Annotated in this window: 30 protein-coding genes and 1 tRNA gene; 25 read left to right on the forward strand and 6 right to left on the reverse strand. The window is 62.6% G+C overall.

The features are described from left to right. The first annotated feature begins 259 nt into the window (after positions 1-259). The 15 genes from DWV32_RS06315 to hisE all read left to right on the forward strand — a co-directional run bounded on the left by DWV32_RS06315 (position 260) and on the right by hisE (position 12191). Positions 260-676 (forward strand): PTS sugar transporter subunit IIA, encoded by a 417-nt coding sequence (locus DWV32_RS06315; RefSeq protein WP_117757609.1) that lies wholly within the window; start codon positions 260-262, stop codon positions 674-676. Between the two features lie 16 nt (positions 677-692). Then, on the forward strand, positions 693-1163 hold the full coding sequence (locus DWV32_RS06320; protein ID WP_117757610.1) for a PTS sugar transporter subunit IIB: 471 nt from the start codon (positions 693-695) through the stop codon (positions 1161-1163). 8 nt (positions 1164-1171) lie between these two features. Beyond that, positions 1172-1963, forward strand: coding sequence for a PTS sugar transporter subunit IIC (locus DWV32_RS06325; RefSeq protein WP_117757611.1), 792 nt, complete (start codon positions 1172-1174; stop codon positions 1961-1963). Beyond that, positions 1953-2789, forward strand: a complete 837-nt coding sequence (locus DWV32_RS06330) for a PTS system mannose/fructose/sorbose family transporter subunit IID (RefSeq protein WP_117757612.1) — start codon at positions 1953-1955, stop codon at positions 2787-2789. The genes DWV32_RS06325 and DWV32_RS06330 overlap by 11 nt, the downstream gene beginning before the upstream one ends. A gap of 83 nt (positions 2790-2872) precedes the next feature. After that, the gene (locus tag DWV32_RS06335; RefSeq protein ID WP_117757613.1) at positions 2873-3709 is read left to right on the forward strand and encodes a sugar phosphate isomerase/epimerase; all 837 of its coding nucleotides are present in this window, start codon (positions 2873-2875) and stop codon (positions 3707-3709) included. A gap of 169 nt (positions 3710-3878) precedes the next feature. Next, on the forward strand, positions 3879-5594 hold the full coding sequence (gene hisG, locus DWV32_RS06340; RefSeq protein WP_117757614.1) for an ATP phosphoribosyltransferase: 1716 nt from the start codon (positions 3879-3881) through the stop codon (positions 5592-5594). Between the two features lie 105 nt (positions 5595-5699). Beyond that, complete coding sequence (gene hisD / locus DWV32_RS06345) at positions 5700-7139, forward strand: histidinol dehydrogenase (RefSeq protein ID WP_117757615.1); 1440 nt, start codon at positions 5700-5702, stop codon at positions 7137-7139. A gap of 1 nt (position 7140) precedes the next feature. Next, positions 7141-8256, forward strand: coding sequence for a histidinol-phosphate transaminase (gene hisC, locus DWV32_RS06350; protein ID WP_117757616.1), 1116 nt, complete (start codon positions 7141-7143; stop codon positions 8254-8256). Then, the gene (gene hisB, locus DWV32_RS06355; protein WP_117757617.1) at positions 8257-8844 is read left to right on the forward strand and encodes an imidazoleglycerol-phosphate dehydratase HisB; all 588 of its coding nucleotides are present in this window, start codon (positions 8257-8259) and stop codon (positions 8842-8844) included. A gap of 79 nt (positions 8845-8923) precedes the next feature. After that, a complete protein-coding gene (locus tag DWV32_RS06360; RefSeq protein ID WP_118334194.1) occupies positions 8924-9625 on the forward strand; it encodes an imidazole glycerol phosphate synthase subunit HisH in 702 nt (233 codons plus the stop codon). Further along, entirely contained in the window at positions 9622-10365 is a 744-nt protein-coding gene (locus DWV32_RS06365) for a HisA/HisF-related TIM barrel protein (protein ID WP_117757618.1), read from the forward strand. Before DWV32_RS06360 ends, DWV32_RS06365 begins: the two co-directional genes overlap by 4 nt. A 3-nt stretch (positions 10366-10368) precedes the next feature. After that, positions 10369-11151, forward strand: coding sequence for an imidazole glycerol phosphate synthase subunit HisF (gene hisF, locus DWV32_RS06370; RefSeq protein ID WP_117757619.1), 783 nt, complete (start codon positions 10369-10371; stop codon positions 11149-11151). Positions 11152-11292: 141 nt separating this feature from the next. Then, the gene (gene hisI, locus DWV32_RS06375; RefSeq protein ID WP_117757620.1) at positions 11293-11634 is read left to right on the forward strand and encodes a phosphoribosyl-AMP cyclohydrolase; all 342 of its coding nucleotides are present in this window, start codon (positions 11293-11295) and stop codon (positions 11632-11634) included. Then, complete coding sequence (locus DWV32_RS06380) at positions 11631-11858, forward strand: hypothetical protein (RefSeq protein WP_117757621.1); 228 nt, start codon at positions 11631-11633, stop codon at positions 11856-11858. Before hisI ends, DWV32_RS06380 begins: the two co-directional genes overlap by 4 nt. A gap of 15 nt (positions 11859-11873) precedes the next feature. After that, the gene (gene hisE, locus DWV32_RS06385; protein WP_117757622.1) at positions 11874-12191 is read left to right on the forward strand and encodes a phosphoribosyl-ATP diphosphatase; all 318 of its coding nucleotides are present in this window, start codon (positions 11874-11876) and stop codon (positions 12189-12191) included. Between the two features lie 147 nt (positions 12192-12338). Here the strand turns inward: hisE and DWV32_RS06390 are convergent, their stop codons facing one another. Further along, the gene (locus tag DWV32_RS06390) at positions 12339-13250 is read right to left on the reverse strand and encodes a PHP domain-containing protein (protein WP_117757623.1); all 912 of its coding nucleotides are present in this window, start codon (positions 13248-13250) and stop codon (positions 12339-12341) included. Positions 13251-13537: 287 nt separating this feature from the next. Here DWV32_RS06390 and larC point away from each other — a divergent pair, with 287 nt between their 5' ends. From larC to DWV32_RS06420, 6 genes are all read left to right on the forward strand, one after another. Then, positions 13538-14023 (forward strand): nickel insertion protein, encoded by a 486-nt coding sequence (larC, locus tag DWV32_RS06395; protein ID WP_233540421.1) that lies wholly within the window; start codon positions 13538-13540, stop codon positions 14021-14023. A 58-nt stretch (positions 14024-14081) separates the two neighbouring features. Next, complete coding sequence (gene yfcE, locus DWV32_RS06400; protein WP_117757625.1) at positions 14082-14630, forward strand: phosphodiesterase; 549 nt, start codon at positions 14082-14084, stop codon at positions 14628-14630. Positions 14631-14632: 2 nt separating this feature from the next. Continuing rightward, positions 14633-15493: a nucleoside triphosphate pyrophosphohydrolase gene (gene mazG, locus DWV32_RS06405; RefSeq protein ID WP_117757626.1), complete on the forward strand. Its 861-nt coding sequence runs from the start codon at positions 14633-14635 to the stop codon at positions 15491-15493. 188 nt (positions 15494-15681) lie between these two features. Beyond that, positions 15682-16971, forward strand: coding sequence for a phosphopyruvate hydratase (gene eno / locus DWV32_RS06410; RefSeq protein ID WP_117757627.1), 1290 nt, complete (start codon positions 15682-15684; stop codon positions 16969-16971). A gap of 195 nt (positions 16972-17166) precedes the next feature. Next, positions 17167-17928, forward strand: coding sequence for a hypothetical protein (locus tag DWV32_RS10420; protein ID WP_233540422.1), 762 nt, complete (start codon positions 17167-17169; stop codon positions 17926-17928). Positions 17929-17948: 20 nt separating this feature from the next. Then, entirely contained in the window at positions 17949-18950 is a 1002-nt protein-coding gene (locus tag DWV32_RS06420) for a hypothetical protein (RefSeq protein ID WP_117757628.1), read from the forward strand. 284 nt (positions 18951-19234) lie between these two features. Here DWV32_RS06420 and DWV32_RS06425 read toward each other — a convergent pair. Then, positions 19235-19319: transfer RNA gene (locus DWV32_RS06425), tRNA-Leu, on the reverse strand. 31 nt (positions 19320-19350) lie between these two features. Continuing rightward, positions 19351-19974: a hypothetical protein gene (locus tag DWV32_RS06430; RefSeq protein WP_117757629.1), complete on the reverse strand. Its 624-nt coding sequence runs from the start codon at positions 19972-19974 to the stop codon at positions 19351-19353. A gap of 163 nt (positions 19975-20137) precedes the next feature. Here DWV32_RS06430 and DWV32_RS06435 point away from each other — a divergent pair, with 163 nt between their 5' ends. Then, positions 20138-20425 carry a PTS sugar transporter subunit IIB gene (locus DWV32_RS06435; protein WP_117654890.1) on the forward strand — a complete coding sequence of 96 codons (288 nt, stop codon included), beginning with the start codon at positions 20138-20140 and terminating at the stop codon, positions 20423-20425. 11 nt (positions 20426-20436) lie between these two features. Beyond that, complete coding sequence (locus DWV32_RS06440) at positions 20437-20811, forward strand: VOC family protein (protein ID WP_117757630.1); 375 nt, start codon at positions 20437-20439, stop codon at positions 20809-20811. Between the two features lie 295 nt (positions 20812-21106). Here DWV32_RS06440 and DWV32_RS06445 read toward each other — a convergent pair whose 3' ends face one another. The 3 genes from DWV32_RS06445 to DWV32_RS06455 are packed head-to-tail and all read right to left on the reverse strand — an operon-like array spanning position 21107 to position 23732. Beyond that, positions 21107-22402: a cell wall metabolism sensor histidine kinase WalK gene (locus tag DWV32_RS06445; protein ID WP_117757631.1), complete on the reverse strand. Its 1296-nt coding sequence runs from the start codon at positions 22400-22402 to the stop codon at positions 21107-21109. Further along, on the reverse strand, positions 22386-23171 hold the full coding sequence (locus tag DWV32_RS06450) for a response regulator transcription factor (RefSeq protein WP_117757632.1): 786 nt from the start codon (positions 23169-23171) through the stop codon (positions 22386-22388). The genes DWV32_RS06445 and DWV32_RS06450 overlap by 17 nt, the downstream gene beginning before the upstream one ends. Positions 23172-23189: 18 nt before the next feature. Next, positions 23190-23732 (reverse strand): uBA/TS-N domain protein, encoded by a 543-nt coding sequence (locus DWV32_RS06455; protein WP_022093856.1) that lies wholly within the window; start codon positions 23730-23732, stop codon positions 23190-23192. A gap of 358 nt (positions 23733-24090) precedes the next feature. Between DWV32_RS06455 and DWV32_RS06460 the strand changes: the two genes are divergently transcribed. Next, positions 24091-24330 carry a hypothetical protein gene (locus DWV32_RS06460; protein WP_117757633.1) on the forward strand — a complete coding sequence of 80 codons (240 nt, stop codon included), beginning with the start codon at positions 24091-24093 and terminating at the stop codon, positions 24328-24330. 85 nt (positions 24331-24415) lie between these two features. Further along, entirely contained in the window at positions 24416-25141 is a 726-nt protein-coding gene (locus DWV32_RS06465; RefSeq protein ID WP_117757634.1) for a metallophosphoesterase, read from the forward strand. Positions 25142-25156: the final 15 nt, after the last annotated feature.

The following is a 25156-nucleotide window of genomic DNA, read 5'->3' on the forward strand; positions in this document are numbered from 1 at the left end:
GACACCGCCGAGTTCGCGATCCCGGGCCTTGACGACGAGTTCCGCGTCATCGTGTCTCCGTGGATCCTCTCCTCGCTGATCACCGATCGCCTTGCCGCTTACTACGAGACGGTCACCAAGCACAACCTCAACTACCGTCGCTACTATCACCAGTTCGATTACTAATCGGCGACAAATTAGCTACTGATCAAGAAGCACCCTGCCCGGGCGCATGCGTCCGGGCATTTTTATGCCGAAGTTCGCAAGAAAGGGGAATCGAATGAGGCAGTTTATCGTGGCGTCCCATGCTCATTTCGCGTCTGGAATCGTCGAGAGCATCGGCCTGCTTTCCGGCGAGCGCGAAAACGTCCATGCGCTGTCTATGTATGTCGACGGAAACGAGGACCTGGTCAAGGAGGCTGCGGCGATTCTGGACGACTTTGCCGCGGACGATGAGGTCGTCGTTTGCACCGACCTCTTTGGCGGCAGCGTCAACAACGAGTTCACCAAGATCGTCCAGACGCGCCCCAACACGCACCTTGTGACCAATATGAACCTGCCGCTCCTTATTCAGCTGCTGTTCGTGCCCGACTCCACCCCGATCGATGAGGCCATTCGCCAGATCGTCGAGGCGGACGACACCAAGGTCAAGTACGTCAACGACCTGCTGGGGCAGGCCGAACTCGATGAGTTTTAATCGTTAGGAGCACATCATGATTCAGATGATTCGCGTGGACTATCGACTGCTTCACGGCCAGGTTGCCGTTAGCTGGACCTCGGCTCTGGGTGCCGACTGCATCCTGTTAGTGAGCGACACGGTCCTCAACGACAAGCTTCGTCTGCAGGCCCTGTCCCTTGCAAAGCCCGAAGGATGCAAGGTCGTCGTCAAAAACACCGAGGATGCCGTCAAGGCGCTCCAGAGCGGTGTGACCGACAAGTACAAGCTCTTCGTGGTTTGCGAGACGATCCAACAGGCCGGTGCCGTCGCCAGGGCGATGGGCGTCAAGAAGATCAACCTCGGCAATGTGGCCTTTAGCGAGGATGCCCGCCAGGTCTCGACGAGCGTATTCCTTACGTCCGAGAACGAGGCCTACGTGAAGGAGCTACTCGGCGAGGGCTATGAGCTGTTCATTCAGATGATTCCGGCGGATGCGAAGACTGACGCCGCAAAGGTCATCGGTTAGGGGCTGTCATGGTTATCAAGACGATCCTGATTTTCCTGATTGCCCTTTTGGGCTATTCCGAGTGGCTGACCGGTACGAGTTACCTTCAGCGCCCCATTGTGCTCGGACCGTTGGTCGGCCTTGTCATGGGCGATGTGGTGACCGGCACCATTATGGGCGCCACGATGGAGCTTGCCATGGTCGGTGCCATCTCGGTCGGTGCGTATAACCCGCCCGATACGATTTCCGGAACCATTCTGGGCGTGTCGCTTGCCATGCAGGCCGGCGCGGACGCTTCGGCGGCCCTGACCCTGGGCATTCCCATCGCAACGATCGTCCTGGCGCTCGATACGGCCCTGGGCCAGCCGGTCATGCTGCTGCTGGTGCACCGTATCGACAAAAATGTCGAGGACGGAGACACCAAGGCCATCACGCGCAACATGCTCATCGCCGGTTACGCGCAGAGCTGGTGCGGCCTGCTGATCATTCCCCTGGCATTCTTCTTTGGTGCCGATGCTGTTGCCAGCCTGCTCAACATCATCCCCGATTTCGTTCAGACCGGCATGGATGTCGCCGCCGCCTTCTTGCCCGCACTCGGCTTTGCGATGCTGGCGCAGATGATTATGAACAAAACGGTGGCTCCGTTCTTCTTCGCTGGCTTCTTCCTCGTCGCCTACTTTGGCATTAGCACGACGGGCGTGGCGATATTTGCCGCGATCATCGTCGTCGCGATGACGGTTTTGGGTGACAAGAAAAAGGCGGAGCAGCCCGCAGTGGCAACCGAGGATCCTGCGATTGGGAGTGGGTTCGATGAGTTTTAAGTTTGAGTCTTCTTACGACGGAATGATTTCCCGCGCAGACCTCAAGAGGCTGTTCTGGCGCTCGATTCCCTATGAGCATTCCTGGAACTACGAGCGTATGGGCCATATCGGCTTTATGTGGGCCCTTATGCCGATCCTTCGCAAGCTGTATCCGCAGGATGCGGACTTTAAGGCCGCCCTTAAGCGCCATATGGAGCTCTATAACGTCACGCCGTACATCTCGACGCTCCCCATGTCCATTGCTGCCGCAATGGAAGAAGTCAACGCCACCGAAGATAACTTTGACACGAGCGCGATCTCTAATGTCAAGCTTGCTTTGATGGGACCGCTGTCCGGCGTGGGCGATGCCTTCTACTGGGGTACGCTGCGAGTTTTGGCAACGGGTGTCGGCACGTCGCTGGCGCTGCAGGGCTCTATTCTTGGCCCGATTTTGTTCCTGCTCGTGTTCAACGTTCCCCACTACATCATCCGTTACCTGCTGACGTTTGTGGGATATCGCTTTGGCTCGGACATGATCAGCAAGGTCCAGGAATCGGGCATTATGGACACGATCGTCAAGATGGCCTCTATCATGGGTGCCATGGTGATCGGCGCTATGACCATGGAGATGGTCACCGTGGACATTCCGCTCATGGTCGGCGCGGGCGATGGCGCTCAGACGCTCGCCGAGCTGCTCAACGGAATCTTCCCGGGCTTTGTCACGATGGGGCTGTTTGGAATTGTCTATCTCATGCTCAAGAAGAAGATGAATCCGCTGCTCATCATGCTCGTGATCCTACTCGTGAGTATCGCCGGCGCGTTCTTTGGAGTGCTTGGTGTCCAGTAGGGTATCCGTCATAATTAAAACAATATAAGAGGGGGCGTCGCGCACATTGTGCTGCGGCGCCCTTTTGCCGAAAGGTGGACAAGATGGAGTATCCGCAGCTTGCCGTCATGAATATCAGCCATCGTTATTTTGACCTTGAGGAATTCTTTTCCTCGGCAGCGGCCTCGGGCTACACGTGTTGCGAGCTTTGGACCGGGGCGATGCATCTGTATGTCGATTGCCATGGATACGATTCGATCGAGCAGGTGCGGGAGCTGTCACAGCGGTATGGGGTTCGGATTGTGGGACTTTGTCCCGAACAGAACAACCCCAAGCCGTGGAATATCGCGGCGCGCGGGAATGAAGCGCGTGCCCGCACGCTCGCGTACTTTAAGAACGTTGTAGATATCGCGGCGGAACTTGGAGCCGAGCAGGTCATGGTCTCGAGCGGCTGGGCATTTTTGAACGAGCCGATCGAGGACGCGTGGGGTCGCAGCGCCTCGATGCTGCGTGCGATTGCCGAGCATGCGGGAGAGCGCGGCGTGCGACTGGTGCTCGAGGCCCTGCAGCCAGTTGAGTCGATGATCGTGAACTCGGCGGCCGATACGAAGCGCATGATCGAGGCGGTTGACCATCCGGCACTTAAGGCGTGTCTGGATATGGGCGCTATGGCGGTGGCGGGGGATACCATCGACGATTATTTCGATCTGCTTGGCGATGATGTCGCCCACGTGCATTTTGTCGATGTTGCGGCAGATGGCACGACGCATCTTGCCTGGGGTGACGGCGACCGCGATATGCGCGCCGACCTGGATAGGCTGGTGGCGCGCGGCTATCGCGGAGTTGTTTCGGCCGAGACCTATGACGGGCGCTATTTTGTCGACCCCGCAGCTGCCGATGCGCAGGTGATGGCAGAGTATCGTCGTGCGATTGGCGCCTAGGTGGGGTCGGGCTGCGGTAACCTACCCTATGTTTACAGATGAATACGGTGTGAGCGGCTGCGACGGATTTTCCCCGCAAGCACTCTAGTATGCTAAAGTACCCAGAAGACCGGCGGAGCTACGCCGGTCTTCTGCTCTATATGAAACACAGCATGAGGAGGCTCACCAGATGACGGCCACACCGTGGGGATTCCGGGACATATTGCCCGAGGAGGCTCAGGCGCGCGAGGAGATCGCATGTACGGTGAAGGGCTGCTTCAGGGAGCATCATTACCTTCCGGTCGAGACGCCGCTGCTCGAGGACAAGGGTTCGCTCGAGGAAGGCGGCCGCATTGCGGACACGCCGTTTAAGCTCTTTGACGATGACGGTCGCCTGCTGGTGGTCCGTCCCGACAACACATTGCCGATCGTGCGTCTGGTTTCGACCCGCATGCGCGCGGCCGACCTGCCCCTACGCCTTCGCTACGAGGCGCCGGTGGTTCGTGAGTGCCAGCGCAATGCCGGCGGCTCGCGCCAGTTTACACAGCTGGGCTTTGAGCTTATCGGTGCGGGCGACACCGCGGGCGATGTCGAGATTGTCTCGCTCGTGGCCGAGGCGGTGCGCAAGCTGGCGCTGCCCGATGCGCGCATTATCGCAGGTAGCGTGCGTCCGTTTAAGGAGCTGCTCGCGGCGTGCGAGGATCGCGAGCTGGCTGCCGAGGCCCTGCGCTGCGTGCACGCCAACGACTTTGTGGGCCTCGATGCCCACGTGGCGGCAAGCGTCGAGTCCGATGCCGTCAAGGCCGCCATTAGCGAGCTGCCGCGTCTGCACGGCGGTGCCGAGGTACTCGACCGCGTGGACGCGCTGCTGGAGGCCGCCGGTATCGTCGCGCCGCTGACGCGCGAGCTGCGTGCCCTGGTCGAGGGCCTGGCACCCGAGGACGCCCAGGTGCTGTCGTTCGACTTCTCTATCATGAACTCTTTCGATTACTACACGGGCCTGGTCTTTAAGGCCTATGCCGGCGGCTTGCCCGATCCGGTCGGTTCGGGCGGACGCTATGACTCCATCTTTACCGGCGCATTTGGCGACGGTATCGAGGTGCCGGCGGCGGGCTTCGCCTTTTCGCTCGAGCGCCTGGAGGCCGCGCGCACCTCGGCCGAGGACGCCGCTTCCGATGGCGATCACGCCGCGGGCCGTGGCGCCGAGGGCCCGCTGCGCATCGCCGTGCCCAAGGGCTCGCTCAAGGCCGATACGCTCGACGTGCTCGAAGCCGCGGGCCTGGACGTCTCTGAGTTGCGCGATCCGGGCCGTCACCTAATCGTGCGCGGCCGCGACACGCGTGCCGGTGAGGGCGCGGTCGGAGATATCGAGTTTGTCATTGTGCGCCCCAGCGATGCGCCCGCCTTTGTGGGCTGCGGCGGTGCCGATTGCGGCATCTGCGGTTGGGACTCGCTTATCGAGGCAGACCTCAACCTGCTGCAGCTGGTCAATCTGGGCTACGGCCTGTGCACGTTTATCGAGGCAGAGCCCGCGTGGCGCGCCGGCCAGGCCGAGCGCAACTATGCCCGTCGCGGGTCGCTTCGCGTGGCCACCAAGTATCCGCGCATCGCGAGCGCCTGGTATGCCGAGCGCGGCGTGAACGCCGATATCGTCTCGCTGCACGGCAATATCGAGCTGGGGCCCATTGTCGGCATGACCGATCGCATCGTGGACATTACCGCCACGGGTGCCACGCTGCGCGATAACGACCTGATCATCACCGGCCGCATCATGGACTGCACGGCCCGCTTCTTCGTCAATCCGGGTGCCGCGCGCCTAGATCCGCGCGTACGCAATCTGGCAGATCGCCTGGCCGTGGCCGTTAAGGACAAGCATTTTGAGCCCGTCGCGGGCTCGGCACAATAGCGCGAGCGTGCACGGGCGCCCCAACGTACGGGCTGCGGGCCGATTGGCGCCGCCGCCCGGCCTCTCGTTTTTCGAACAAAACCTCGACCGATAGGGGATACCGATATGAAGACTATCAAGCTTGCTCCCGGTGAGTGCCTCGTTACCAACCAGCTCAACCGCAAGGGCGTGTTGCCGCAAAACATCGTCGACGCCGCCCGCGATATCGTGGCCAACGTGCGTGCCAACGGCGATGCCGCGGTGCGCGATTACTGCCAGCGTTTTGACGGTGTTAAGCTGCAGAGTTTCCGTCTTTCGCAGGAGCAGATCGATGCCGCGCTCGAAGGCCTCGATCCGTCTTTTGTCGCCGCGCTCGAGAAGGCTGCGCGCCAGATCCGCGAGTTCCACCAGCGCGAGGTCGAGCAGAGCTGGTTTACCACGCGCCCGGACGGCACGATGCTCGGCGTTAAGGTGACCCCGCTTGCCGCTGCCGGCATCTACGTGCCGGGTGGCCGCGCGCAGTATCCCTCCACGGTGCTTATGAACGCCATTCCCGCCAAAGTCGCCGGCGTCAAGCGCGTGGTTATGGTGACTCCGCCGCAAAAGGATGGACTGATTAGCCCGTATACGCTCGCGGCCGCCAAGCTCGGCGGCGTGGACGAGATCTATATGGTGGGCGGCGCCCAGGCCGTGGCCGCGCTGGCGTACGGTACCGAGACCATTCCGCGTGTCGACAAGATCACCGGCCCGGGCAACGCCTTTGTCGCTGCGGCCAAGCAGGTTGTCTCGGGCGACGTGGGTATCGACATGGTCGCCGGCCCCTCCGAGGTCTGCGTGCTGGCCGATGCCACGGCCAAGCCCATGGTGGTTGCTGCCGACCTTATGGCGCAGGCCGAGCACGATCCGCTGGCTGCCTGCTACCTGGTGACCTGCGACGAGCAGTTTGCGCGCGAGGTCGAGGCGGGCATCGACATCCTGGTGGCGCAGTCGCCGCGCGCCGAGATCACGCGCGCCTCGCTCGATAACGAGGGCACCATCGTGGTCGCCGCCGACATGGCCGCCGCCGTCGAGGCCGTGAACACCGTGGCGCCCGAGCACCTGGAGCTGCACTGCAAGGATGCGATGGGCTTGCTCGGCGGTATTCGCAACGCCGGCGCCATCTTTGTGGGCGCCTGGAGCTCCGAGCCGCTCGGCGATTATGTTGCCGGCCCCAATCACACGCTGCCGACCGGCGGCACGGCCATGTTCTCCAACCCGCTTTCGGTCGAAGAGTTCGTTAAGCGCTCGAGCGTCATTTGCTATACGCCCGAGGGTCTGCTCTCCGACGCTCCCGCTACGCAGCGCCTGGCCGAGGCCGAGGGCCTGTGGGCACACGCGCTTTCCGCCGCTCTGCGTCGCCGTGTGCTGGAGCAGGGCGAGGATGCCGTGAGTGCCGAGTCTCTGGCCGCGGCCGACCTGACTAAGGTTGCCTGGCCGGGCGACGCCGTGGCGACGGTCGCCGAGGGCGTGGACCTGACGGCGGCTGCGGGCGCGGATGGCGCCGGTGTGACCGGTGAGGAGGCCTAATATGGCCGAACTCACGCCGCGCATGAAGGAGCTCGTCCAGCCTTACCTGGCCGGTATTGAGCCCTACGATCCCAACTTTACGCCCACGCGCATCAACCTTTCGGCAAACGAGAACACCTACCCCGTGCCGGCCGGCGTGCGCGAGGCGGTTGATGCGGCGCTTGCCGCCACGCCGCTCAACCGCTATCCCGACCCCATGTCCAACGACCTGCGCGACGAGCTTGCCGCTTGGCATGGCGTGACGCGCGAGAATATCTGCGTGGGCAACGGCGGTGACGAGCTGCTCTATAACTGCCTGCTGGCGTTTGGCGGCGCGGGGAGGACCCTGCTCAACTGCCCGCCGTGCTTTAGCGAGTATGCGTTCTTTGCGTCTCTGTGCCAGACCGAGGTGCGCGACGTGTGGCGCGACCCGGCGACCTTTGAGCTCGACCAGGCAGCCGTGCTTGCGGCGGCACCCGAGTGCAACCTGGCCATCGTGACCTCGCCCAATAACCCCACGGGCGACGTGGCACCGCTCGACTTTGTCGCGGCGCTGTGCGATGCGTGCCCCGGCATGGTCATGGTCGACGAGGCCTACGTTGAGTTTGCCGACGATTCGTTTGGCGCGGCCACCACGGCGCAAGGCCTTATCGCCGAGCATCCCAACCTGGTGATTCTACATACGCTGTCCAAGGCGTTTGGTGCCGCCGGCACGCGTCTGGGCTATGTGATTGCGGCACCCGAGGTCGTCGACGTGTTCGCGGCGATTCGCCAGATCTATTCGGTCAACGTGCTGAGCCAGGCCGCAGCGCTTGCCTGCGTGCGTGCCCGCGATGCGTATGCACCCGTGGCGGCGCAAGTTACATCCGAGCGCGAGCGCGAGTTGTGCGCCCTGCGCGCAATGGCTGCCGAGGGCATGCCCGTGGAGGCATGGCCGAGCGCGGCGAACTTTGTGCTCGTGCGTACGCCGCATGCCACGCGCGTGCGCGAGCGCCTGCGCGACGAGTACTCGATTTTGGTGCGCGACTTTAGCTATGCGCCGGGGCTTGCGGACTGTCTGCGCATTACCGTGGGTACCCCGCAGGAAAACGACGAGGTGCTGGCTGCGTTTGCCGCGCTGGCGAAGGAGGAGATGTAGATGGACCGCTATGCCGAGGTAACCCGCAAGACGGGCGAGACCGACATTGTCGTAAAGCTCGATCTGGACGGATCTGGCGTGTGCGATATCTCGACCGGCGTGCCGTTTTTCGACCACATGCTCAACGCTTTTGGCCGCCATGGCCTGTTCGATCTGACGGTGCATGCGGTGGGCGACGTCGAGGTCGACGCGCACCACACCGTTGAGGACACGGGCATTGTGCTGGGCGAGGCGTTTTGCCAGGCGCTGGGCGACAAGGCGGGTATTACGCGCTTTGCCGACGCGGCGATCGCCATGGACGAGACACTCGTGATGGCCGCCGTGGATATCTCGGGTCGCGGGCAGGCCTATTGCGAGCTGCCCGTGCCGACTGAGCGCGTGGGCAGCTTTGATACCGAGCTGGCCGTCGAGTTCTTCTATGCCTTTGCGCGCGATGCCAAGCTCACGCTGCACGTGCGCGAGCTGGCGGGCGGCAATTCGCACCACATTATCGAGGCCGCCTTTAAGGCCGTGGGCCGCACGATGCGCCGCGCCTGCGAACTCGATCCCCGCGTGCAGGGTATCCCCAGCACCAAGGGCTCGCTGTAACCGTCACAAGGGTAAAACCACCACGAAGATGCCTGTCCTCTTTGTGGTGGTTTTGGATGATGAGAAGTGGAGGGGTCGCGTGGGCGAACCGAAGATCGTGGTGGTCGACTACCACAAGGGCAACTTGTCGAGCGTCGTGCGCGGGCTTGCGCGCGCCGGTGCTGCCGCCTGCACGTCGGACGATCCGGAGCAGATCCGCAACGCCGACGGCCTGGTCATCCCGGGCGTGGGTGCGTTCTATGACGCGATCGCCTTTATGCGTCAGAGCGGCGAGGAGGTGGCCGTGCTCGATGCCGTTGCCGCCGGAACTCCGCTGCTCGGCATCTGCCTGGGCCTTCAGCTGTTTTTTGAGCGCGGCAACGAGGGCGTGCCTGCGAACGAGGACGCGGACGCGGACGACGATGCCTCCGAGCAGGCCGGTGGTCCCTGGGTCGATGGCCTGGGCATCATGCGTGGCTCGTGCACGCACCTGGAGTCGAGCCGTCTGAAGGTCCCGCACGTGGGCTGGGACCAGGTGCGCATGACGCCCGCCGGTGCGGCCGATCCGTTGCTTGCCGGTTTTGCCGAGGGTGCCAACATGTATTTCACTCACAGCTACGCGGTGGCCGACGACGTCGATGCCGCCGATGTGTTGGCGCGCACGCACTATACACGGAGCTTCCCGTGCATCGTGCGCCACGGCAACGTGTGGGGCTGCCAGTTCCATCCCGAGAAATCCTCTGCGCTGGGTCAGCGCATCCTTAAGAACTTCGTGAGCATCGTCGAGGGGGCCGGCCGATGATTCTGTTTCCCGCAATCGATTTGATCGGCGGCAAGGTCGTGCGCCTGGAGCGCGGCGACCGGAGCCGCTGTAAGGTGTATTCTGACGACCCCGTGGCCGTTGCCCGCTCCTTTGCCGAGCAGGGCGCGAGCTGGGTGCACGTCGTCGACCTGTCCGCTGCCTTTGGCGAGGACGAGGACGCGTGCGCTGCCAACTCGGCAGCGATTAAGGCCATCTGCGGCGTCGACGGTCTGTCCGCGGACGTGGGCGGCGGCGTTCGTTCGCTCGCGCGCATCGACGAGCTGGCCGGCTACGGCGCGCGTCGCATCGCGCTAGGCACGGTGCTCGTGACCGAGCCGGGATTTGCCGAGGTGGCGGCGCAAGGCTTTGGCGAGTTACTGGTGGCAGACATTGCCGCCCGTGACGACCAGGTCAAGGTGAATGGTTGGCGCGACGGCGCGGGTGTGGCGCTCGACGACGCCGTGGCGCAGCTCACCGAGCTGGGCTTTAAGCATCTGGTGTATACCGACATCGCGCGCGATGGCATGCAGACGGGCATCGACGTGGCGGCGTATCGCCATGTGGCCGAGGTCGCGGGCTTTCCCGTCGTGGCTTCGGGCGGCATCTCGACGCTCGATGATATCCGCGCACTGGCCGCGGTGGGCGAGGATGCCATCGAGGGTGCCATTACCGGTCGTGCGCTCTACGAGGGCAACTTTACGCTGGCCCAGGCGTTGGCCGCCGCCCGAGGGAAGGAGTAGCCCATGCTTGCCAAACGCGTGATTCCCTGTCTGGATGTTAAGGACGGCCGCGTGGTCAAGGGCGTCAACTTTGTGAGCCTGCGCGATGCTGGCGACCCGGTGGAGCTGGCGCGCGCCTACGACCGCGAGGGTGCAGACGAGGTCGTCTTCCTGGACATTACCGCGACGAGCGACAACCGCGCGACGACCATCGAGATGGCGGCGCACGCGGCCGAGGAGCTCGCTATTCCCTATACCGTGGGCGGCGGTTTCCGCGACTTGGCGGGCATGCGAACCATGGTTGCCGCCGGTGCCGACAAGGTGTCGCTTAACTCTGCCGCCGTGCGCGATCCGTCGTTGATCAGCCAGGCCGCCGCGGCGTTTGGCAGCCAGGCCGTGGTCGTGGCGATTGATGCCAAGCGCGTGGGCCTGCCCGGTCAGCCGGATGCCGACAAGTGGGAGGTCTTCACGGCGGGCGGTCGCAACGCCACGGGTATCGATGCGGTGGCGTGGGCCGAGGAAGCGGCTCGTCGCGGCGCCGGTGAAATCTTGCTCACCAGCATGGATCGCGACGGCACCAAGGCTGGCTTTGACCTGGCGCTCACCCGTGCCGTGGCGCGCGCGGTGCCGATTCCCGTCATCGCGAGCGGCGGCGTGGGCACGCTCGAACATTTCGCCGAGGGTGTGATCGAGGGCGAGGCCGATGCTGTGCTGGCGGCGAGCGTCTTTCACTTTGGAACCTTCAGCATCCGCGAAGTCAAAGAGTATATGGCCTCTCAAGGTATTCCCGTGAGATTGGACTTCTAATGCTGCGGCTTGCCCAGGCACCCGACCTTCCGTCTCCAACCCTCCTCGCGTACTTAAGTACGCGTCGTCGGGCTTGTCGCTCGGAATTTCGGGTACCTGGACAACCCTCGCCGACCTGTGGGATTTAAATTGGGGAGAAAAATGGAAGAGATAACCGATCCTTCAAAGCTTACGTACGACGCCCGCGGGCTGATTCCTTGTGTGGTTCAGCAGTATGACACTGGCGAGGTGCTTATGGTTGCTTGGATGAACGAGGAGTCGGTGGGGCTGACACTCAAGACTGGCACCACGTGGTTTTGGAGCCGCAGCCGCCAAGAGCTCTGGAACAAGGGCGCGACGAGCGGCAACATGCAGGAGGTCAAGGAGCTCTGGGCCGACTGCGATAGCGATACGCTGCTGGTCAAGGTGGACTCGCCGGGTCCGGCCTGCCATACCGGCAACCGTACCTGCTTCTTTAAGCGCGTGGAAGGGGGAGTGCAATGAAAGTCGTGACGCCGTTCGAGGTCGCCGACTGCAACACCGAGCTCCTCCGCGCGGGCGTGCCATGCCGCGTGCACCTGACTGATGCCTGCGGGGCGCAGTCGCTCTGGCTCGAGGCCGAGAAGGAAAGGCTCGATGAGGCCCATGCCGTCATCGTCGAGTTCTTTGAGAAAAAGGGCGCAAAGCCTCGGTTCGATGAGACCGGTGCCTACTTTACGCTGCAGTAACGAGAGGAAATAACCATGGGAGTCAGAACAGCTAACGTGCAGCCGGGAAATATCGGCGAGACGCTGACAGGACTGGCCGAGGTGATTCACGGTCGTCGCGATGCGTCGCCGGAGGAGAGCTATACCGCCCGCCTGCTGACCGACGTCGAGGACGAGCTGCTCAAGAAGCTTGCCGAGGAGGCGAGCGAGGTGATCATGGCCTGCAAGGATAACGATCACGACCACATCCGCTACGAGGCCGGCGACCTGGTCTACCACCTGCTCGTAACCCTTGAGCGTTACGGCATCACCCTCGACGAGCTGGCCGGCGAACTCAACGCCCGCCGCCACTAGTCATTGGGGACGTTCTTAAACGACTAGTCGTTTGGGACAGTCTTTCGGGAGTTGCCAATGAAATAGAAGTTGCGGTGGAATAGTTCTTGTTTGACGGTCTTAGGGCCATAAACAGGAACTATTTCACCGCAACTCATGAAGGGATGGCTAGGCGAGGGGCGTGGATTCCCATTCGCCGGTGGGGTGGGGGATGTCGAAGGTTCGGTAGCCGCAGTCGTAGGCGTGGGCCTGGGCCTCGCGGATGTTCCAGCAGATGTCGCAGGCGCGGTGCGCGTCCGAGCCAAAAGTGATCGGCACCTCGGCGTGGGCGAAGCGACGCAAAAGCCCGGTCGCGGGGTAGTAATCGTCGAGCCCCTTGCGCGGTGCGGCGGTCGAGACCTCAACGCGGCGACCCGTATCGTGGGCGCACTCGGCCATCTGCTCCCAAAACGGCGCGGGGTCAAAGTCGGGTGCAAAGCCGTCCTTCGAAAAGCGCATGACCAGGTCGGGATGGGCCATCACGTCAAAGTTGAGTGAGCTTTCGCAAGCACGGCACCAGTCGTCGACGTAGCGCTCCCACACGCCGCGCACGCCCAGGTTTTCCCAAACATGCAGGTTGGTATCGTCGTCGATCCAACCGCAGCGCGAGTCGGGCGTATCGGGGCGCGCGACGTCCTCTGTCCCTGCCGTGCCCGCGGCGCCTGCCGCAATATCGCCCGGGTTACCAATCCAATGCACGCTGCCCAGGCGTACGACGGCGCCTCGGGACCAGCGCTCGACCAAAGGCTCGCAGCCCTCGTACCAATCGCATTCAAAGCCATAGATAAGCTCGAGCTCCGGCGCGATTTGCGCGGCAAGCTTGCGGGCATCCTCAAAAGCCAGACGATGTGCCGGCAGGTCGCCCTCGACAACCTGCACCTCGCAATTGGAATCCATGCTGGCGGGCAGGGTAAGGTGGTCGGTTGAGACCATGGCACGGCACCCGGCAGCGACAGCGGCACGGACGTTGTCCTCAAACGAGGCGTGCCCGTCCGAAAACGAGGTGTGGGTGTGGCAATCGACCAGCGGGCAAGCAGACATGGCAGCTCCTTTGCGTCAAGCGAATCCGCTTCATTGTAATGGCGCAGCTCTCAACACACTGCGCACGCCGGAGCTCGAAATCGATCGGAAAGGCTGCGCGGTGCGGCCCCGCTCCAAAACGTGTACGTCAGCCTCCAAAACCGACAAAAAATGACATGTTTGGAGGCTGACGTACACGTTTGGATAGGGGTGAGGGCGGCGACGGACGAAAGTCACGCCTGTGCCACGTCCGATGTGCTAGCGTTTGAATGAATAAAACGAGCCCGTGCGGAAAGGATCCGGACCGTATGCAACGTGGAAGTACATCTCCGCTGTCCCGCGAGACCGATGCGCCAGAGACCATCGTCAAGCTGGAATGCGATATCGACGACGCGTCGCCCGAGGTGCTCGCCTACGCCGCCGACCGCCTGCGCGAGGCCGGCGCGCGCGAGGCGCACTGGCTGCCCCTCTATTGCAAGAAGGGCCGTCCCGGCTGGCAGTTGCAGGTAATCTGTACCCACGAGGATATCGAGCGCCTGCAGACGATTATCTTTTTGGAAACCACGACCAATGCCATCCGCCGCCAGGTCATGGAGCGCGTTTGCCTGCCACGCCGCTTTGAGCGCGTAACGACGCCTTGGGGCGAGGTTGCCGTCAAAGTAGCCACCCTGCCCGACGGCAGTGAGCGTGCGGCGCCCGAGTACGAGGATTGCGCCCATCTTGCCCGTGAGCACGACGTGCCGCTCCAGCGCGTGATGCAGGCGGCCCAGAGCGCGGCACTGCGATTTGAATAACAAGATCGTGCGGCGCGCCGCGACCGGCTCCGTCAACTCCATCCCGAAAGGATCCCTCATGAAATACCTCATCGCCTCTGACATTCACGGCTCGGCATATTGGACCGAGCGCCTCTGCTCCGCCATCGAGTCCGAGCAGCCCGACCGCATCGTCCTGCTGGGCGACCTGCTCTATCACGGTCCGCGTAACGACCTGCCGCGCGATTACGCTCCCAAGCGTGTGATTCCGCTGCTCAATGCCCTGGCCGACCGCATCATCGCGGTGCGCGGCAACTGTGACGCCGAGGTCGACCAGATGGTACTCGATTTCCCGGTCATGGCCGACTACGCCACGCTGTTTGACGAGACCGGCCGTGAGCTGTTCCTGACGCACGGCCACGTCTTTGGCGCCGGCATGCACAACAGCGTCGACCACGCGCCCGCGCTGCCCGAGGGCTCCGCGCTCGTCTACGGCCATACGCACATCAAGGTTAACGAGGCAAGCGCCGCGCACCCGGGCCTGTGGCTCTTCAATCCCGGCAGCGTGAGCATTCCCAAGGACGGTACGCATAGCTACGGCATCTACGAGGGCGGCGTGTTCCGTCACGTGGTCCTGGAGGAGGAATAACTATGGCGCAGCACATGGCTCAGCAAAATGCCGAGGGTTCGCGCGACCTGTCCACGCTGGTCGACGCGTCGGCCGAGCTGCAGCATCTGGTGCAGACTATCTGGCGTCTGCGTCAGCCCGATGGCTGCCCGTGGGATCGCGAGCAGACGCATCAGAGCATCGGCAAGAACATGATCGAGGAAGCCTACGAGGCGCTCGATTGCATCGAGGCCGATGATGCCACGCATCTGCGCGAGGAGCTCGGCGACGTGCTCATGCAGGTAGTACTGCATGCGCAGATTGCCGCGGATGCCGGCGAGTTTACGCTTGCCGACGTGGCGCACGATATCGACGCCAAGCTCATCCGCCGCCACCCACACGTGTTTGGCGATGCGGACGCCGAGAGCTCCGACGAGGTGCTCAAGATTTGGGATGAGGTCAAGCTTGCCGAGAAGGCTGCCAAGGACAAGGCCGTGGCAGCGGGCGAAGCTGCGCCCGAGGGCCTGCTCGACGGCGTGCCCACGCATCTGCCGGCGCTGATGCAGGCGCAGAAGGTGTCGCGCAAGGCGGCTGCCGTGGGCTTTGAGTGGGAGACGGTCCAGGATGTGTGGGACGAGGTCGCCGAGGAGCGTGCCGAGTTTGAGGCCGAGGCCCCCGGAACGCCCGAGCGCGAGATGGAGTTTGGCGACCTGCTCTTTGCCCTGGTCAACGTTGCGCGCAAAGAGGGCATCGACGCCGAGAGCGCCCTGCGCGCGAGCACGGCCAAGTTTCGCCGTCGCTGGGCTGCGATGGAGCAGATGGCGGCCGATGCCCATGTTGATCTTGCCGAGCTTTCGACCCACGGCCTCAACGACCTCTGGGATGCTGCCAAGGCAGAGGAGTAAGACTGCGGGAGCGACGGGCTGACGTGCCTTATCGTTCCTGCTAATTTTTCGAAAAACAATTGTATCCCTCGGCTAACTTAGGGCATAATGCAAAAAGTGCGACATGGCTAACTTACGGAGGCGCACCGATGGTGCACCGTCGGCCAGTCGCTTGCATCAACTACGTTTCCAAGTGAGAGGGAGACAACATGAGCGATATTTTGGACGTCTACGGTCGCGAAGTGCTCGACAGTCGCGGCAACCCCACCGTCGAGGTCGAGGTCGTGCTCGAGGACGGCAGCTTCGGCCGCGCGATGGTGCCTTCGGGCGCTTCGACCGGCGCTTTCGAAGCTTGCGAGTTGCGCGACGGCGACAAGGGTCGTTACTTGGGCAAGGGCGTTTCGCAGGCCGTCGAGCATGTCAACAACGAGTGCGCCAACGCCGTCGTGGGCCTCGATGCCTTCGATCAGCGTGCCGTTGACGCCGCACTGATTGCCGCCGACGGCACGCCCAACAAAACCAAGCTCGGTGCCAACGCCATTCTGGGCGTATCGTTGGCCGTTGCCCGCGCTGCGACAGAGTCGGCTGGCCTGTCGCTGTACCAGTACCTGGGCGGCGTCAACGCTCACCTGCTGCCCACGCCCATGATGAACATCCTCAACGGCGGCGTACATGCCGACAACAACGTTGACTTCCAGGAGTTCATGATCATGCCCGTGGGTGCTCCGAGCTTTGCCGAGGGCCTGCGCTGGTGCGCCGAGGTCTACCACACCCTCAAGGGCGTGCTGCACGAGGCCGGCCTGGGCGGCGGCGTGGGCGACGAGGGCGGTTTCGCGCCCAACCTCAAAACCAATGCCGAGCCGTTCGAGTACATCACCAAGGCCGTGGAGAAGGCTGGTTTTAAGCCCGGCGTCGACTTCATGTGCGCCATGGATCCGGCGTCCACCGAGTTCTACAACGCCGAGACCGGCATGTACGAGCTCAAGGGCGAGGGCGTTGAGTACACGAGCGCTCAGATGGTCGATTACTGGGAGAAACTTGTCGACACCTATCCCATCATCTCCATCGAGGATGGTATGGCAGAGGAGGACTGGGACGGCTGGGTCAAGCTCACCCGCCGCATTGGTAACAAGGTGCAGCTCGTAGGCGACGACCTGTTCGTCACCAACACCGAGCGCCTTAAGAAGGGCATCGAGCTGGGCGCCGCCAATGCGATCCTGGTCAAGGTCAACCAGATTGGCACGCTCACCGAGTCGCTCGAGGCTATCGAGACTGCCAAGGAGGCCGGCTACGCTTGCATCGTGAGTCACCGTTCCGGCGAGACCGAGGACTCCACCATCGCTGACCTGGTCGTGGGTGTTAACGCCGGCCAGATCAAGTCGGGCGCCCCGTGCCGCAGCGACCGTATTGCCAAGTACAACCAGCTCATCCGCATCGAGGACGAGCTCGAGGGCAGCGCGCGCTACGCCGGTAAGGCCGCGTTCTACAACATTCGCTAAACGGGCGAATTTGGCGAGGGGGAGGCTGACTCGGTTCCTCCCCGCCTTGGCTGGATGCCGCAAAGAACTATGGGCGCTGGGCCATACGGCTCAGCGCCTTTTTTATGTCGAGCAAAGGCTGGCGAAGGCGGCGCGGGCGCTCGTGCTATAACTAAAGGACTTAGCGCAAACAAACCTCAACCGCACAAGGCGCACATGGATCAGATTTACGACAACAGGTACTATTCCGCCGGTTCGCGTGAGCCGTCGCCTCGTCGTGCGCGTACCGCACAGCTTGGCGGGTCTGGTTATGCTGGTGCTGATCGCTCCAGGTATAGCTCGCCGGCGACTTCGCATCCCAATGCTCAGCCAAATAGTTCCTCGGATAGTCCGGTGCGCCCATCGCGTTCCAAGCATGCGTCGCGCCCTTCGACCCAGGCGTCCGACAAGCCGCGCCGTCCCTCAAGCCGTCTTTCCGGCTCGGACTTTATGCACTACGCCAACGACAACGCAGCGGTCAAGGCAATTTACGACTTTACCCACGGTCCTCAGCGAGGGCTGTTTATCGGTATTGTCGTCGCCCTGGTGCTCGTGAGCCTGTACTTTCCCATGCGCGACCTCTACGTTGCCAAACGCTCGAGCGATATCTTGGCCAAGCAGGTCGAGATTCGCCAGCAGTACAACGACGAGCTGCAGAAAAGCGTCGACAAGCTGCTCTCAGAGGAGGGCATTAAGGACGCGGCATCCGAGGACTTGGGCCTGGTGATGCCCGGCGAGAAGAGAATTGAAGTGCAGGGCCTGGACGACGATTCGGATTCGTCTTCGAGCAAGAAGTCGTCGAACGCCAAGAAGGCCAGCGAAGTTGCCAAGGAAATCGAAGACGTCGGTAAGGACGCGCCGTGGTACATCCAGGCGCTCGACATGCTGTTTGGGTTTAACGGTGTCGAGGGCCAGACGGTCGTGTCCAACGGCAAATAGCGCCCGGAGGGGAGCCTGCAATGGCAGATTGCAAACGCTATAAGGTAGCCGCGATCGACCTGGGAACAGTGTCGTCGCGACTGGTGTTAGCGCAGGTCGAGGGCGGGGCGATCGTGGAATCGTCCAAGCATACCGAGATTACCGACTTGGGCGAGGGCGTGGATGCGACGGGGCGTTTTTGCGAGGCGGCCGTTGAGCGCGTGCTCGCTGCGTGTCGCATGTTTGTGGACGAGGCCCGTGCCTTTGGGGCCGCGTGCATCTGCACCACGTGCACGAGCGCCGCGCGCGATGCGTCCAATGCCGCGCTGCTGCTGGACGGCCTGCGCGGGTTGGGGCTCGAACCGCAGGTGATTCCGGGCGAGGTCGAGGCGCGCCTGACGTTTTTTGGCGTGGCGCACGACTTTGCTGGCGAGCGCATCATTGTTGCCGATTCGGGCGGCGGATCCACGGAGCTCGCGACGGGCGTCTATGCACCGGAGCGCGGCGTCTTTGCGCTGGAGGGAACGCGTTCGCTGGACATCGGTTGTCGCCGCGTGACCGAGCGGTTTTTCTCGGCACTGCCGCCGTCAACGGACGAGCTTGCGGCAGCTGCCGGCTGGGCAAACGAGCAGTTTGCGGGCTACTTTGAGAGTCTGCCTGTCGACTTTGAGCGTGCCGAACGCCTGGTCGCGGTGGGTGGTACCGTCACCACGCTCGTGGCACTCATTCACGAGCTGGAGCCGTATGATTCGAGCTTTGTGCACCTGCGCGAGCTTTCGCTGGAGCAGGTTTCGGCCGCTATCGAGCGCATGTCCGCGCTGGATGTTGCGGGCATCGCCGCGTTGCCGGGCGTGCAACCCAAGCGCGCGGGCGTGATCTTGGCAGGCGCCGTGGTGATTCGCGAGCTCATGCGAGTCGGCGGCTACAAGACGCTCACTGTAAGCGAGAACAGCCTACTTGCCGGCATGGCCGCCACCATCAACGAGGCTCTCGACGGCGCCGCCCCCACCATCGGCTGGACCCCGAGCCTCAGCGCCCTTTAACTATTCCACCGCAACTTAGAGCCCCGCCGGCGTGAAAAAGAAACGAGCCCGCATCCCTTGGGGACACGGGCTCGAACGTTCCATATGGTAGGGGCGGTGGGACGTCCGCGTATTTGCTGCGCAAATCCGCACCGGCTTCGGCCGCCTGCCGGCGCCCTCGCCGGCTCGCTACGGACGCTGCGCGTCCGCTTGACGCTCGCCCCCCCCTCGCGGGTTCGAGCTCCACCGGCGTCCGAAAGAAACGAGCCCGCATCCCAAAGGGATACGGGCTCGTAGGCAATACATGGTAGGGGCGGTGGGACTCGAACCCACAATCCTTGCGGCGAGGGATTTTAAGTCCCCTGCGTATGCCAATTCCGCCACGCCCCCGTAAGACTAGAAGTCTAGCACAAGCCGTCCGCTACGCGTTGACGGCCATCGAGTGTTGGCCCGACTTCTCGAGGAACTCTTGGAACTTTGCCTCGTCGCCCTTGTTTTGGTACTGCAGGGCCAGCAGGTACTCCAGTCGGCAGCGCTTGACCGGATCGTCGCCGACATCCTCGAGCATGCGCTCCAGCTCGGGAATGTCGTTGTGGCGCTTGAGGATCATCGTGTCGTACATCAGCTGGCATTCGTGTGCGACCGCCTCGGCCTGACCGCCCTCAAAGCCTTTGATCTCGTGCAGGAGCTCCTTGGACTTTTTGCGGTCCTCCTGACCAACGTAGTAGTTAAAGGCCTTAATCACCAGGTCGACGCGCTGCATTTTGGGCAGGTTGAGTCCCAGCAGCAAATCGAACATCTCGTCGGCGCGCTTGTGGTCCTCGCGCAGCAGATAGGAGTTCAGGCGCAGGTAGTCGCGGTTGTAGCGCGGGTACAGCATGCTGGTGAGTTTGCCGTCGAGCAAACGATCGAACTCGTTCCACTGCTTGGCGGCCATCAATTGCTGCAGGCGTTTAAACGTGGTGCGTTTTTTGACGCTAAAGAACACCGACACGGCGATACAGATGATAACGACGGCGGTCCAGAGTGTGCGGGAATCGGGCATATTAGGGTCCTTAGTCACTCATAAAGCGAGCGGTATGACAACACGTACTGGATGTATTATACGCAGCGCGCAAGCAAACTGGCATAAAAGCTCATCGAGGCCGAGCGACATCGCTCGCTGCGGTACACTTACCTAAAGTAAACCATGAAGGGAGACATTACCTATGAAGAAGATCGTTTTGGCTTGCGGTGCTGGCGCTGCTACTTCCACGCTCGTTGCCCAGAAGGTCGCCACCATGCTCGACGCCAACGGTTATGCCGGCAAGTATGAGATCGTGCAGTGCGCCATCTCCGAGGCTAAGGATTACTGCGACGAGGGCGCTGACCTGCTGATCGCCACCACCGTTGCCCCCGAGGGCCTCACCTGCCCGTACGTGAGCGGCGTGCCCTTCATGACCGGCATGAACCGCGTCGCTGCTGAGAAGGCCGTTCTCGACGTCATGGCTCAGTAGGCGCTGCCTGTATGAGTGAGCAGAACGCCAATCCGGTCGAGCTCTTCGGCATGCGCGTTGCCCATGTGGGCATTAACGCCACCGACCCGGCAGACGCCCTGGAGATCGCGGAGCTGTTCTCGACGATGATGGGCCTGCCCGTCATCGAGACCCCCGTTTCGTACTTTAACGATTCGCTGGTCGAGATCATGAAGCAGAACGGTCGTGGCGCTAAGGGCCACATTGGCTTTGCCGTCAACGACATCGATGCGGCCGAGAAGTGGTTTGCCGAGCGCGGGCTCGAGGTTAACGAGGAGTCGCGCGTGCTGCTGCCCGACGGCGGCACCAAACTCGTGTACTTTAAGCGCGAGTTCGCCGGCTTCGCCGTGCACCTGTGTCGCGAGTAGCGCACAAGCTGCTATAGCTAACTAAAAATGGGGTAAGGCCACGTGACCTTGCCCCATTTTTAATGCCGAGAGGGTGACTGACGGGCTGCCGTAAAACGAAGGTGAATGGTTTCCCGCGAAGTGAACGAGTGAAATCGAACCCCTGGAGTATCGACACTTTGGAGGCACCGTTTCCTGCGGTTTTGTCAGGTTTTTCCTGCGGTTTTGGCGCCAAAAAGTGCGGATGCTTCGGGGGTCCAAAATAGGTCGTTCACTTCGCGGAAAAACATTCACCTTCGATTCGTGAGAGACGCCTCTACCGTGGCAGGCGAATCGTAAAGCGGCTGCCGACACCCTCGACCGAGGTCACGCCAATGACACCGCCATGGCTATCGACGATCCACTTGGCGATAGCAAGCCCCAGACCCGAGCCCTGCGCGCCGGCATCGCGCGCGTTGTCGGCGCGGTAGAACCGCTCGAACGCGTGGGCTGCGGATTCCTGGTTCATGCCGATGCCCTCGTCCTCAACGCTTATGTCGATCGTGCCCGCGCCCGCATCCGGCGCTACGTCAAACGAGACGGGCGTGCCCGTGTCCGAATACTTTGCGGCGTTTTGCACGATCACGCGCAGCGCCTGCTTCACGAGTGCCACGTCGACGGACGCGTCACAGCGCGGATCGCTGGCAAGCGCGGCGTCAAAGGCCAGTCGATACGTGTGCTCGGTATCGATCATCTGCGACTCCTCGCATACCTCGCCGACCAGTGCGGCCAGGTTGGTATTCGCGCGCCGCAGCACGGTGCGGCCGGCATCGCCGCGTGCCAAAAACAGCAGCTGCTCCACGAGCTCCTGCATGTGCTCGCTTTCGGCCTTGAGGGACGCGATGGATTCCGCCAGCACGTCCGGGTCGTCTTTGCCCCAGCGGTCGAGCATGTTTACGTAGCCCTGAATCACCGCGATGGGCGTGCGCAGCTCGTGGCTTGCATCGTTGACAAAGCGCATCTGCTGCAGCTTGGCCTCCTGCATCTGGCGCAGCAGGCGGTTGAGCGCGACCTCGATGCTTGCCAGGTCGGCGTCGCCGGTGGTGACGCTCGGCGAGTCGACACTTGCGCGCTCGATGGCCTGCTCCAGCGTTTCCATCTTGCCGCCGGAGGGCTGCATACGGCCGAGCTCGTCCACGCGCAAGGCCAGGTCGTTGAGCGGCGCCATGGTGCGGCGCACGCGCCTCGCGCCGCCGAGCATGTTGAGCACGCTGATGACCTGCCAACCCACAACGACAAGGTAGAGAGGCCATAGCGTGACGAGGTCCTGCGCGAGGGGGAAGGTCTTGCTGGTGCGCGCAAGCTCGACGGTATAGGTGAGCGTTGTCAGGTCCCAGCCGCGCGCGGGCGTCAGCGACATGCCGTGAACGGTGGCGCCGGGAATCCAGCCTGCGGTAAACGCGCTGTCGGGCAGCGTCTGGTTGTATCCATAGACGAGGATCGCCGCCGCAATCACCATCAGCAGCAGATCGAGCCAGACGTAGCTCATCAAGCGGCGCCACATATAGCCCCAGTTGATGGAGCGGGCGATGGAGGTGACGCGCTTGGCCTCGGTGTTACGCGCGGCAGACATAGCCCACCCCGCGCACGGTCTGGATGATGCGGGCGCTGCCGGCATCTTCGATCTTGGCGCGCAGGTGCGCAATGTGCACGTCGACGTTGTTGGTGTCGCCCACGTATTCGTAGCCCAGCGCTTCGTGCGCGATGCGCTCGCGCGTGAGCACGGTGCCGGCATGCGCCATAAGCAGGGCGAGGACGTCGAACTCGCGAGCCGTGAGTGCGATGGGCGAGCCGCCGACCGTGACTTCGCGGCGGTTGGGGTCGAGCGCAACCGAGTCAACGGTAAGCGCGGCGGGGGAGGGCGCGGCAGCGGTCTGGGCCGTGTCGGTTGCCGGGGACATTGTGGCGATACCGGCGGCCGTGCCGCTCGCTACGCCAGCCCTGGCGCCGGCGCCGCCAACGCCCGAAGCCGTCCGCGCGGCCTCCGAGCGCTTCAGCGCCACGCGAATCCGTGCGAACAGCTCCTCGATCGCAAACGGCTTGGTCAGGTAATCGTCGGCGCCGGCATCGAGCCCGGCAACCTTATCCATCACGGCATCGCGCGCGGTGACCATGATCACCGGCACGTCCTTGTGCTTGCGGACACGCCGCAGGACCTCCATGCCGTTGAGCTGCGGCAACAGCACATCGAGCAGAATCAGATCGTAGTCGCGCTCCAGTGCCAGGTCCACGGCGGTGCGGCCGTCGGCGGCGTGCTCCACCTGGTAGCCCTCGTGCTCCAGCTCGAGCGTCACAAAGCGGGCGATTTTCTCCTCGTCCTCTACGATCAGGATCCGTGCCATGCGTGCCCCCGTCTGCGATTACTTGTCGTCGTTCAGATTTTGCTTGATGTCGTCCGCGGCATCGGCGGCGTGATTCATAAGGTTGTTGATGCTGCCGGGCACGTCGCCGTCGCTGTCGATGCGGTAGCGCATGCCAAAGAACAGGCCAATCAGCATCAGCCATATCGTGGCGCCCCAAGCAAACAGCGCGACGATGGGGATCAGGATGGGGATGTTGAGGATGATCGCATCGCGGCGCGTGGCGATAAACTTGGTGTCCAGGCTCAGGCGGAAGAGCTTTTTGAGGTACTCCCACACGCTGTCCATCTTCTTGGAGAAGTCGGTCTTTTCGCTCGACTTTTCGTAGGCGGCCTGCGCGGCGACCATCTCGGCCGAGGGCTCATCGACTGGCGCGGACTCGGTGGCGGCGTGCGCCGACGTGGTCTGGGTCTTGCCCTGCGACTCGAGCCAAATGATGGCATCCAAGACGTTACCGTCGGCGGCGTCGAGCGCGGCCTTGGCATCGGTGTAGCTCACGTTGCACTTGGTGCGGATGGTTTCAACTTTTTCGAGGTCGTCCATGACCTGTCCTTTCGTTCGATGGGCGCGACGCCGGACGATCTGCCCGGGCGCGAGCGTTGCGTTCGGCGGCCTGCGCTGCGCGGTGCCGCCCCGCCCTTGGTCGAACTCTATAGTGCAGGTTATAGATTAAGCGATTCTTGAGCCAAGATTAATGTTGGATGAGTTTTTGGGTGGCGGTGGGAAAAGTATTAGACCTCGATAGCGGGGGATAGGGTACCGGTGCAAAACGGCGTCATAGGTTGGTCGAGCAGGCGGTTTCTCCATTGATGTCCGCACGACATGGGACACTAACCCTGCCGCTCCGTTCTGCCGCGGCGGCATGTATCTGAACAACGACCCTCTAAGGAGTTCGATATCGATGAGTGACAACACCAAGCATCTCGCAAAGAAGTGCGTCGAGGACGCGGGGCCGTGCCTCGCGCTGTGCCTTGCCGGTGCAGCGGTCGCGCTGCTGGCTGTTCTGGGGCCGTTCGACGTGCTCCGAAGCGCCGTCTCTCTGCACGTTTGCATGGCCCTTGCCGGCGCCATGATGACCGACGGCGTGCTCGATCTGATCTTTTGGGTGTTTGATCCGTTTGGTTGGAAGAACGAGGGGTAAGCCCTAAGGGATGGAAGGGCTGGAACGGTTGGCTTAGCGATCGTGCAGAATGCGGGCTGGCGACTTACAGGGAAGTGGTGATCCGATGACGGTCTATGTGACGGGTGATGTCCACGGTGGTCTCGACATGCAAAAGCTGCGCGACTGGGATCTTGGGGATAGCCTGACGAGCGACGACTATCTGATTGTCGCGGGCGACTTTGGCTTTCCGTGGGATTTCTCTGCCGAGGAATGCGCCGACATCGCCTGGCTGGAATCGCGTCCCTATACCGTGCTGTTCGTCGACGGCAATCACGAGCGTTTCGATTACTGGGCGGAGCGCCCCCTGGAGTTGTGGCACGGTGGACTGACGCAACGCCTGTCGGACACCTCGCCTATACGGCGCCTGACGCGCGGCGAGGTTTTTGAGCTCGGTGGGTCGACGATCTTTACCATGGGCGGCGCCACGAGTGTGGACAAGGAATACCGCATCCCGTATTCCAGCTGGTGGCCGCAGGAGCTGCCGGGCGAGCGCAACTTTGAGGAGGCGCGGGCAAAGCTCGATAGCGTGGGCTGGAAGGTCGACTACGTGATCACCCACACCTGCTCCACGCGCATGCTCTCGCCCACGCTCTATCCGGCACCTGGCTGGAATTATCCAGCTGTCGATCGGCTTACGGCATTTTTCGACGAGCTGGAAGATCGCTTGGACTACAAGCGCTGGTACTACGGGCATTTTCATCGGGATGCCAACCCGGCCGAGCGCCACACCGTGCTCTACGACTGCATCGTTCGCTTGGGCGACGAACTCCAGTCCTGGGATGTTGCGTAGAGGCGGGGTGGCTGG

Origin of the sequence: Collinsella sp. AF04-24 (genome assembly GCF_003465685.1) — a bacterium.
Lineage (GTDB): Bacteria > Actinomycetota > Coriobacteriia > Coriobacteriales > Coriobacteriaceae > Collinsella > Collinsella aerofaciens_AP.

Coding starts and splice junctions, on each gene's coding strand:
- DWV32_RS06465 (WP_117757634.1), top strand. CDS start 24,416: ATGACGGTCTATGTGACGGGTGATGTCCACGGTGGTCTCGACATGCAA.
- DWV32_RS06455 (WP_022093856.1), bottom strand. CDS start 23,732: ATGGACGACCTCGAAAAAGTTGAAACCATCCGCACCAAGTGCAACGTG.
- hisG (WP_117757614.1), top strand. CDS start 3,879: ATGACGGCCACACCGTGGGGATTCCGGGACATATTGCCCGAGGAGGCT.
- mazG (WP_117757626.1), top strand. CDS start 14,633: ATGGCGCAGCACATGGCTCAGCAAAATGCCGAGGGTTCGCGCGACCTG.
- eno (WP_117757627.1), top strand. CDS start 15,682: ATGAGCGATATTTTGGACGTCTACGGTCGCGAAGTGCTCGACAGTCGC.
- DWV32_RS06420 (WP_117757628.1), top strand. CDS start 17,949: ATGGCAGATTGCAAACGCTATAAGGTAGCCGCGATCGACCTGGGAACA.
- DWV32_RS06450 (WP_117757632.1), bottom strand. CDS start 23,171: ATGGCACGGATCCTGATCGTAGAGGACGAGGAGAAAATCGCCCGCTTT.
- DWV32_RS06325 (WP_117757611.1), top strand. CDS start 1,172: ATGGTTATCAAGACGATCCTGATTTTCCTGATTGCCCTTTTGGGCTAT.
- DWV32_RS06380 (WP_117757621.1), top strand. CDS start 11,631: ATGAAAGTCGTGACGCCGTTCGAGGTCGCCGACTGCAACACCGAGCTC.
- DWV32_RS06390 (WP_117757623.1), bottom strand. CDS start 13,250: ATGTCTGCTTGCCCGCTGGTCGATTGCCACACCCACACCTCGTTTTCG.
- DWV32_RS06445 (WP_117757631.1), bottom strand. CDS start 22,402: ATGTCTGCCGCGCGTAACACCGAGGCCAAGCGCGTCACCTCCATCGCC.
- DWV32_RS06365 (WP_117757618.1), top strand. CDS start 9,622: ATGATTCTGTTTCCCGCAATCGATTTGATCGGCGGCAAGGTCGTGCGC.
- yfcE (WP_117757625.1), top strand. CDS start 14,082: ATGAAATACCTCATCGCCTCTGACATTCACGGCTCGGCATATTGGACC.
- hisI (WP_117757620.1), top strand. CDS start 11,293: ATGGAAGAGATAACCGATCCTTCAAAGCTTACGTACGACGCCCGCGGG.
- hisD (WP_117757615.1), top strand. CDS start 5,700: ATGAAGACTATCAAGCTTGCTCCCGGTGAGTGCCTCGTTACCAACCAG.
- hisF (WP_117757619.1), top strand. CDS start 10,369: ATGCTTGCCAAACGCGTGATTCCCTGTCTGGATGTTAAGGACGGCCGC.
- DWV32_RS06430 (WP_117757629.1), bottom strand. CDS start 19,974: ATGCCCGATTCCCGCACACTCTGGACCGCCGTCGTTATCATCTGTATC.
- DWV32_RS06320 (WP_117757610.1), top strand. CDS start 693: ATGATTCAGATGATTCGCGTGGACTATCGACTGCTTCACGGCCAGGTT.
- DWV32_RS06435 (WP_117654890.1), top strand. CDS start 20,138: ATGAAGAAGATCGTTTTGGCTTGCGGTGCTGGCGCTGCTACTTCCACG.
- hisE (WP_117757622.1), top strand. CDS start 11,874: ATGGGAGTCAGAACAGCTAACGTGCAGCCGGGAAATATCGGCGAGACG.
- DWV32_RS06330 (WP_117757612.1), top strand. CDS start 1,953: ATGAGTTTTAAGTTTGAGTCTTCTTACGACGGAATGATTTCCCGCGCA.
- DWV32_RS06335 (WP_117757613.1), top strand. CDS start 2,873: ATGGAGTATCCGCAGCTTGCCGTCATGAATATCAGCCATCGTTATTTT.
- DWV32_RS06440 (WP_117757630.1), top strand. CDS start 20,437: ATGAGTGAGCAGAACGCCAATCCGGTCGAGCTCTTCGGCATGCGCGTT.
- DWV32_RS06315 (WP_117757609.1), top strand. CDS start 260: ATGAGGCAGTTTATCGTGGCGTCCCATGCTCATTTCGCGTCTGGAATC.
- hisC (WP_117757616.1), top strand. CDS start 7,141: ATGGCCGAACTCACGCCGCGCATGAAGGAGCTCGTCCAGCCTTACCTG.
- larC (WP_233540421.1), top strand. CDS start 13,538: ATGCAACGTGGAAGTACATCTCCGCTGTCCCGCGAGACCGATGCGCCA.
- DWV32_RS06460 (WP_117757633.1), top strand. CDS start 24,091: ATGAGTGACAACACCAAGCATCTCGCAAAGAAGTGCGTCGAGGACGCG.
- hisB (WP_117757617.1), top strand. CDS start 8,257: ATGGACCGCTATGCCGAGGTAACCCGCAAGACGGGCGAGACCGACATT.
- DWV32_RS10420 (WP_233540422.1), top strand. CDS start 17,167: ATGGATCAGATTTACGACAACAGGTACTATTCCGCCGGTTCGCGTGAG.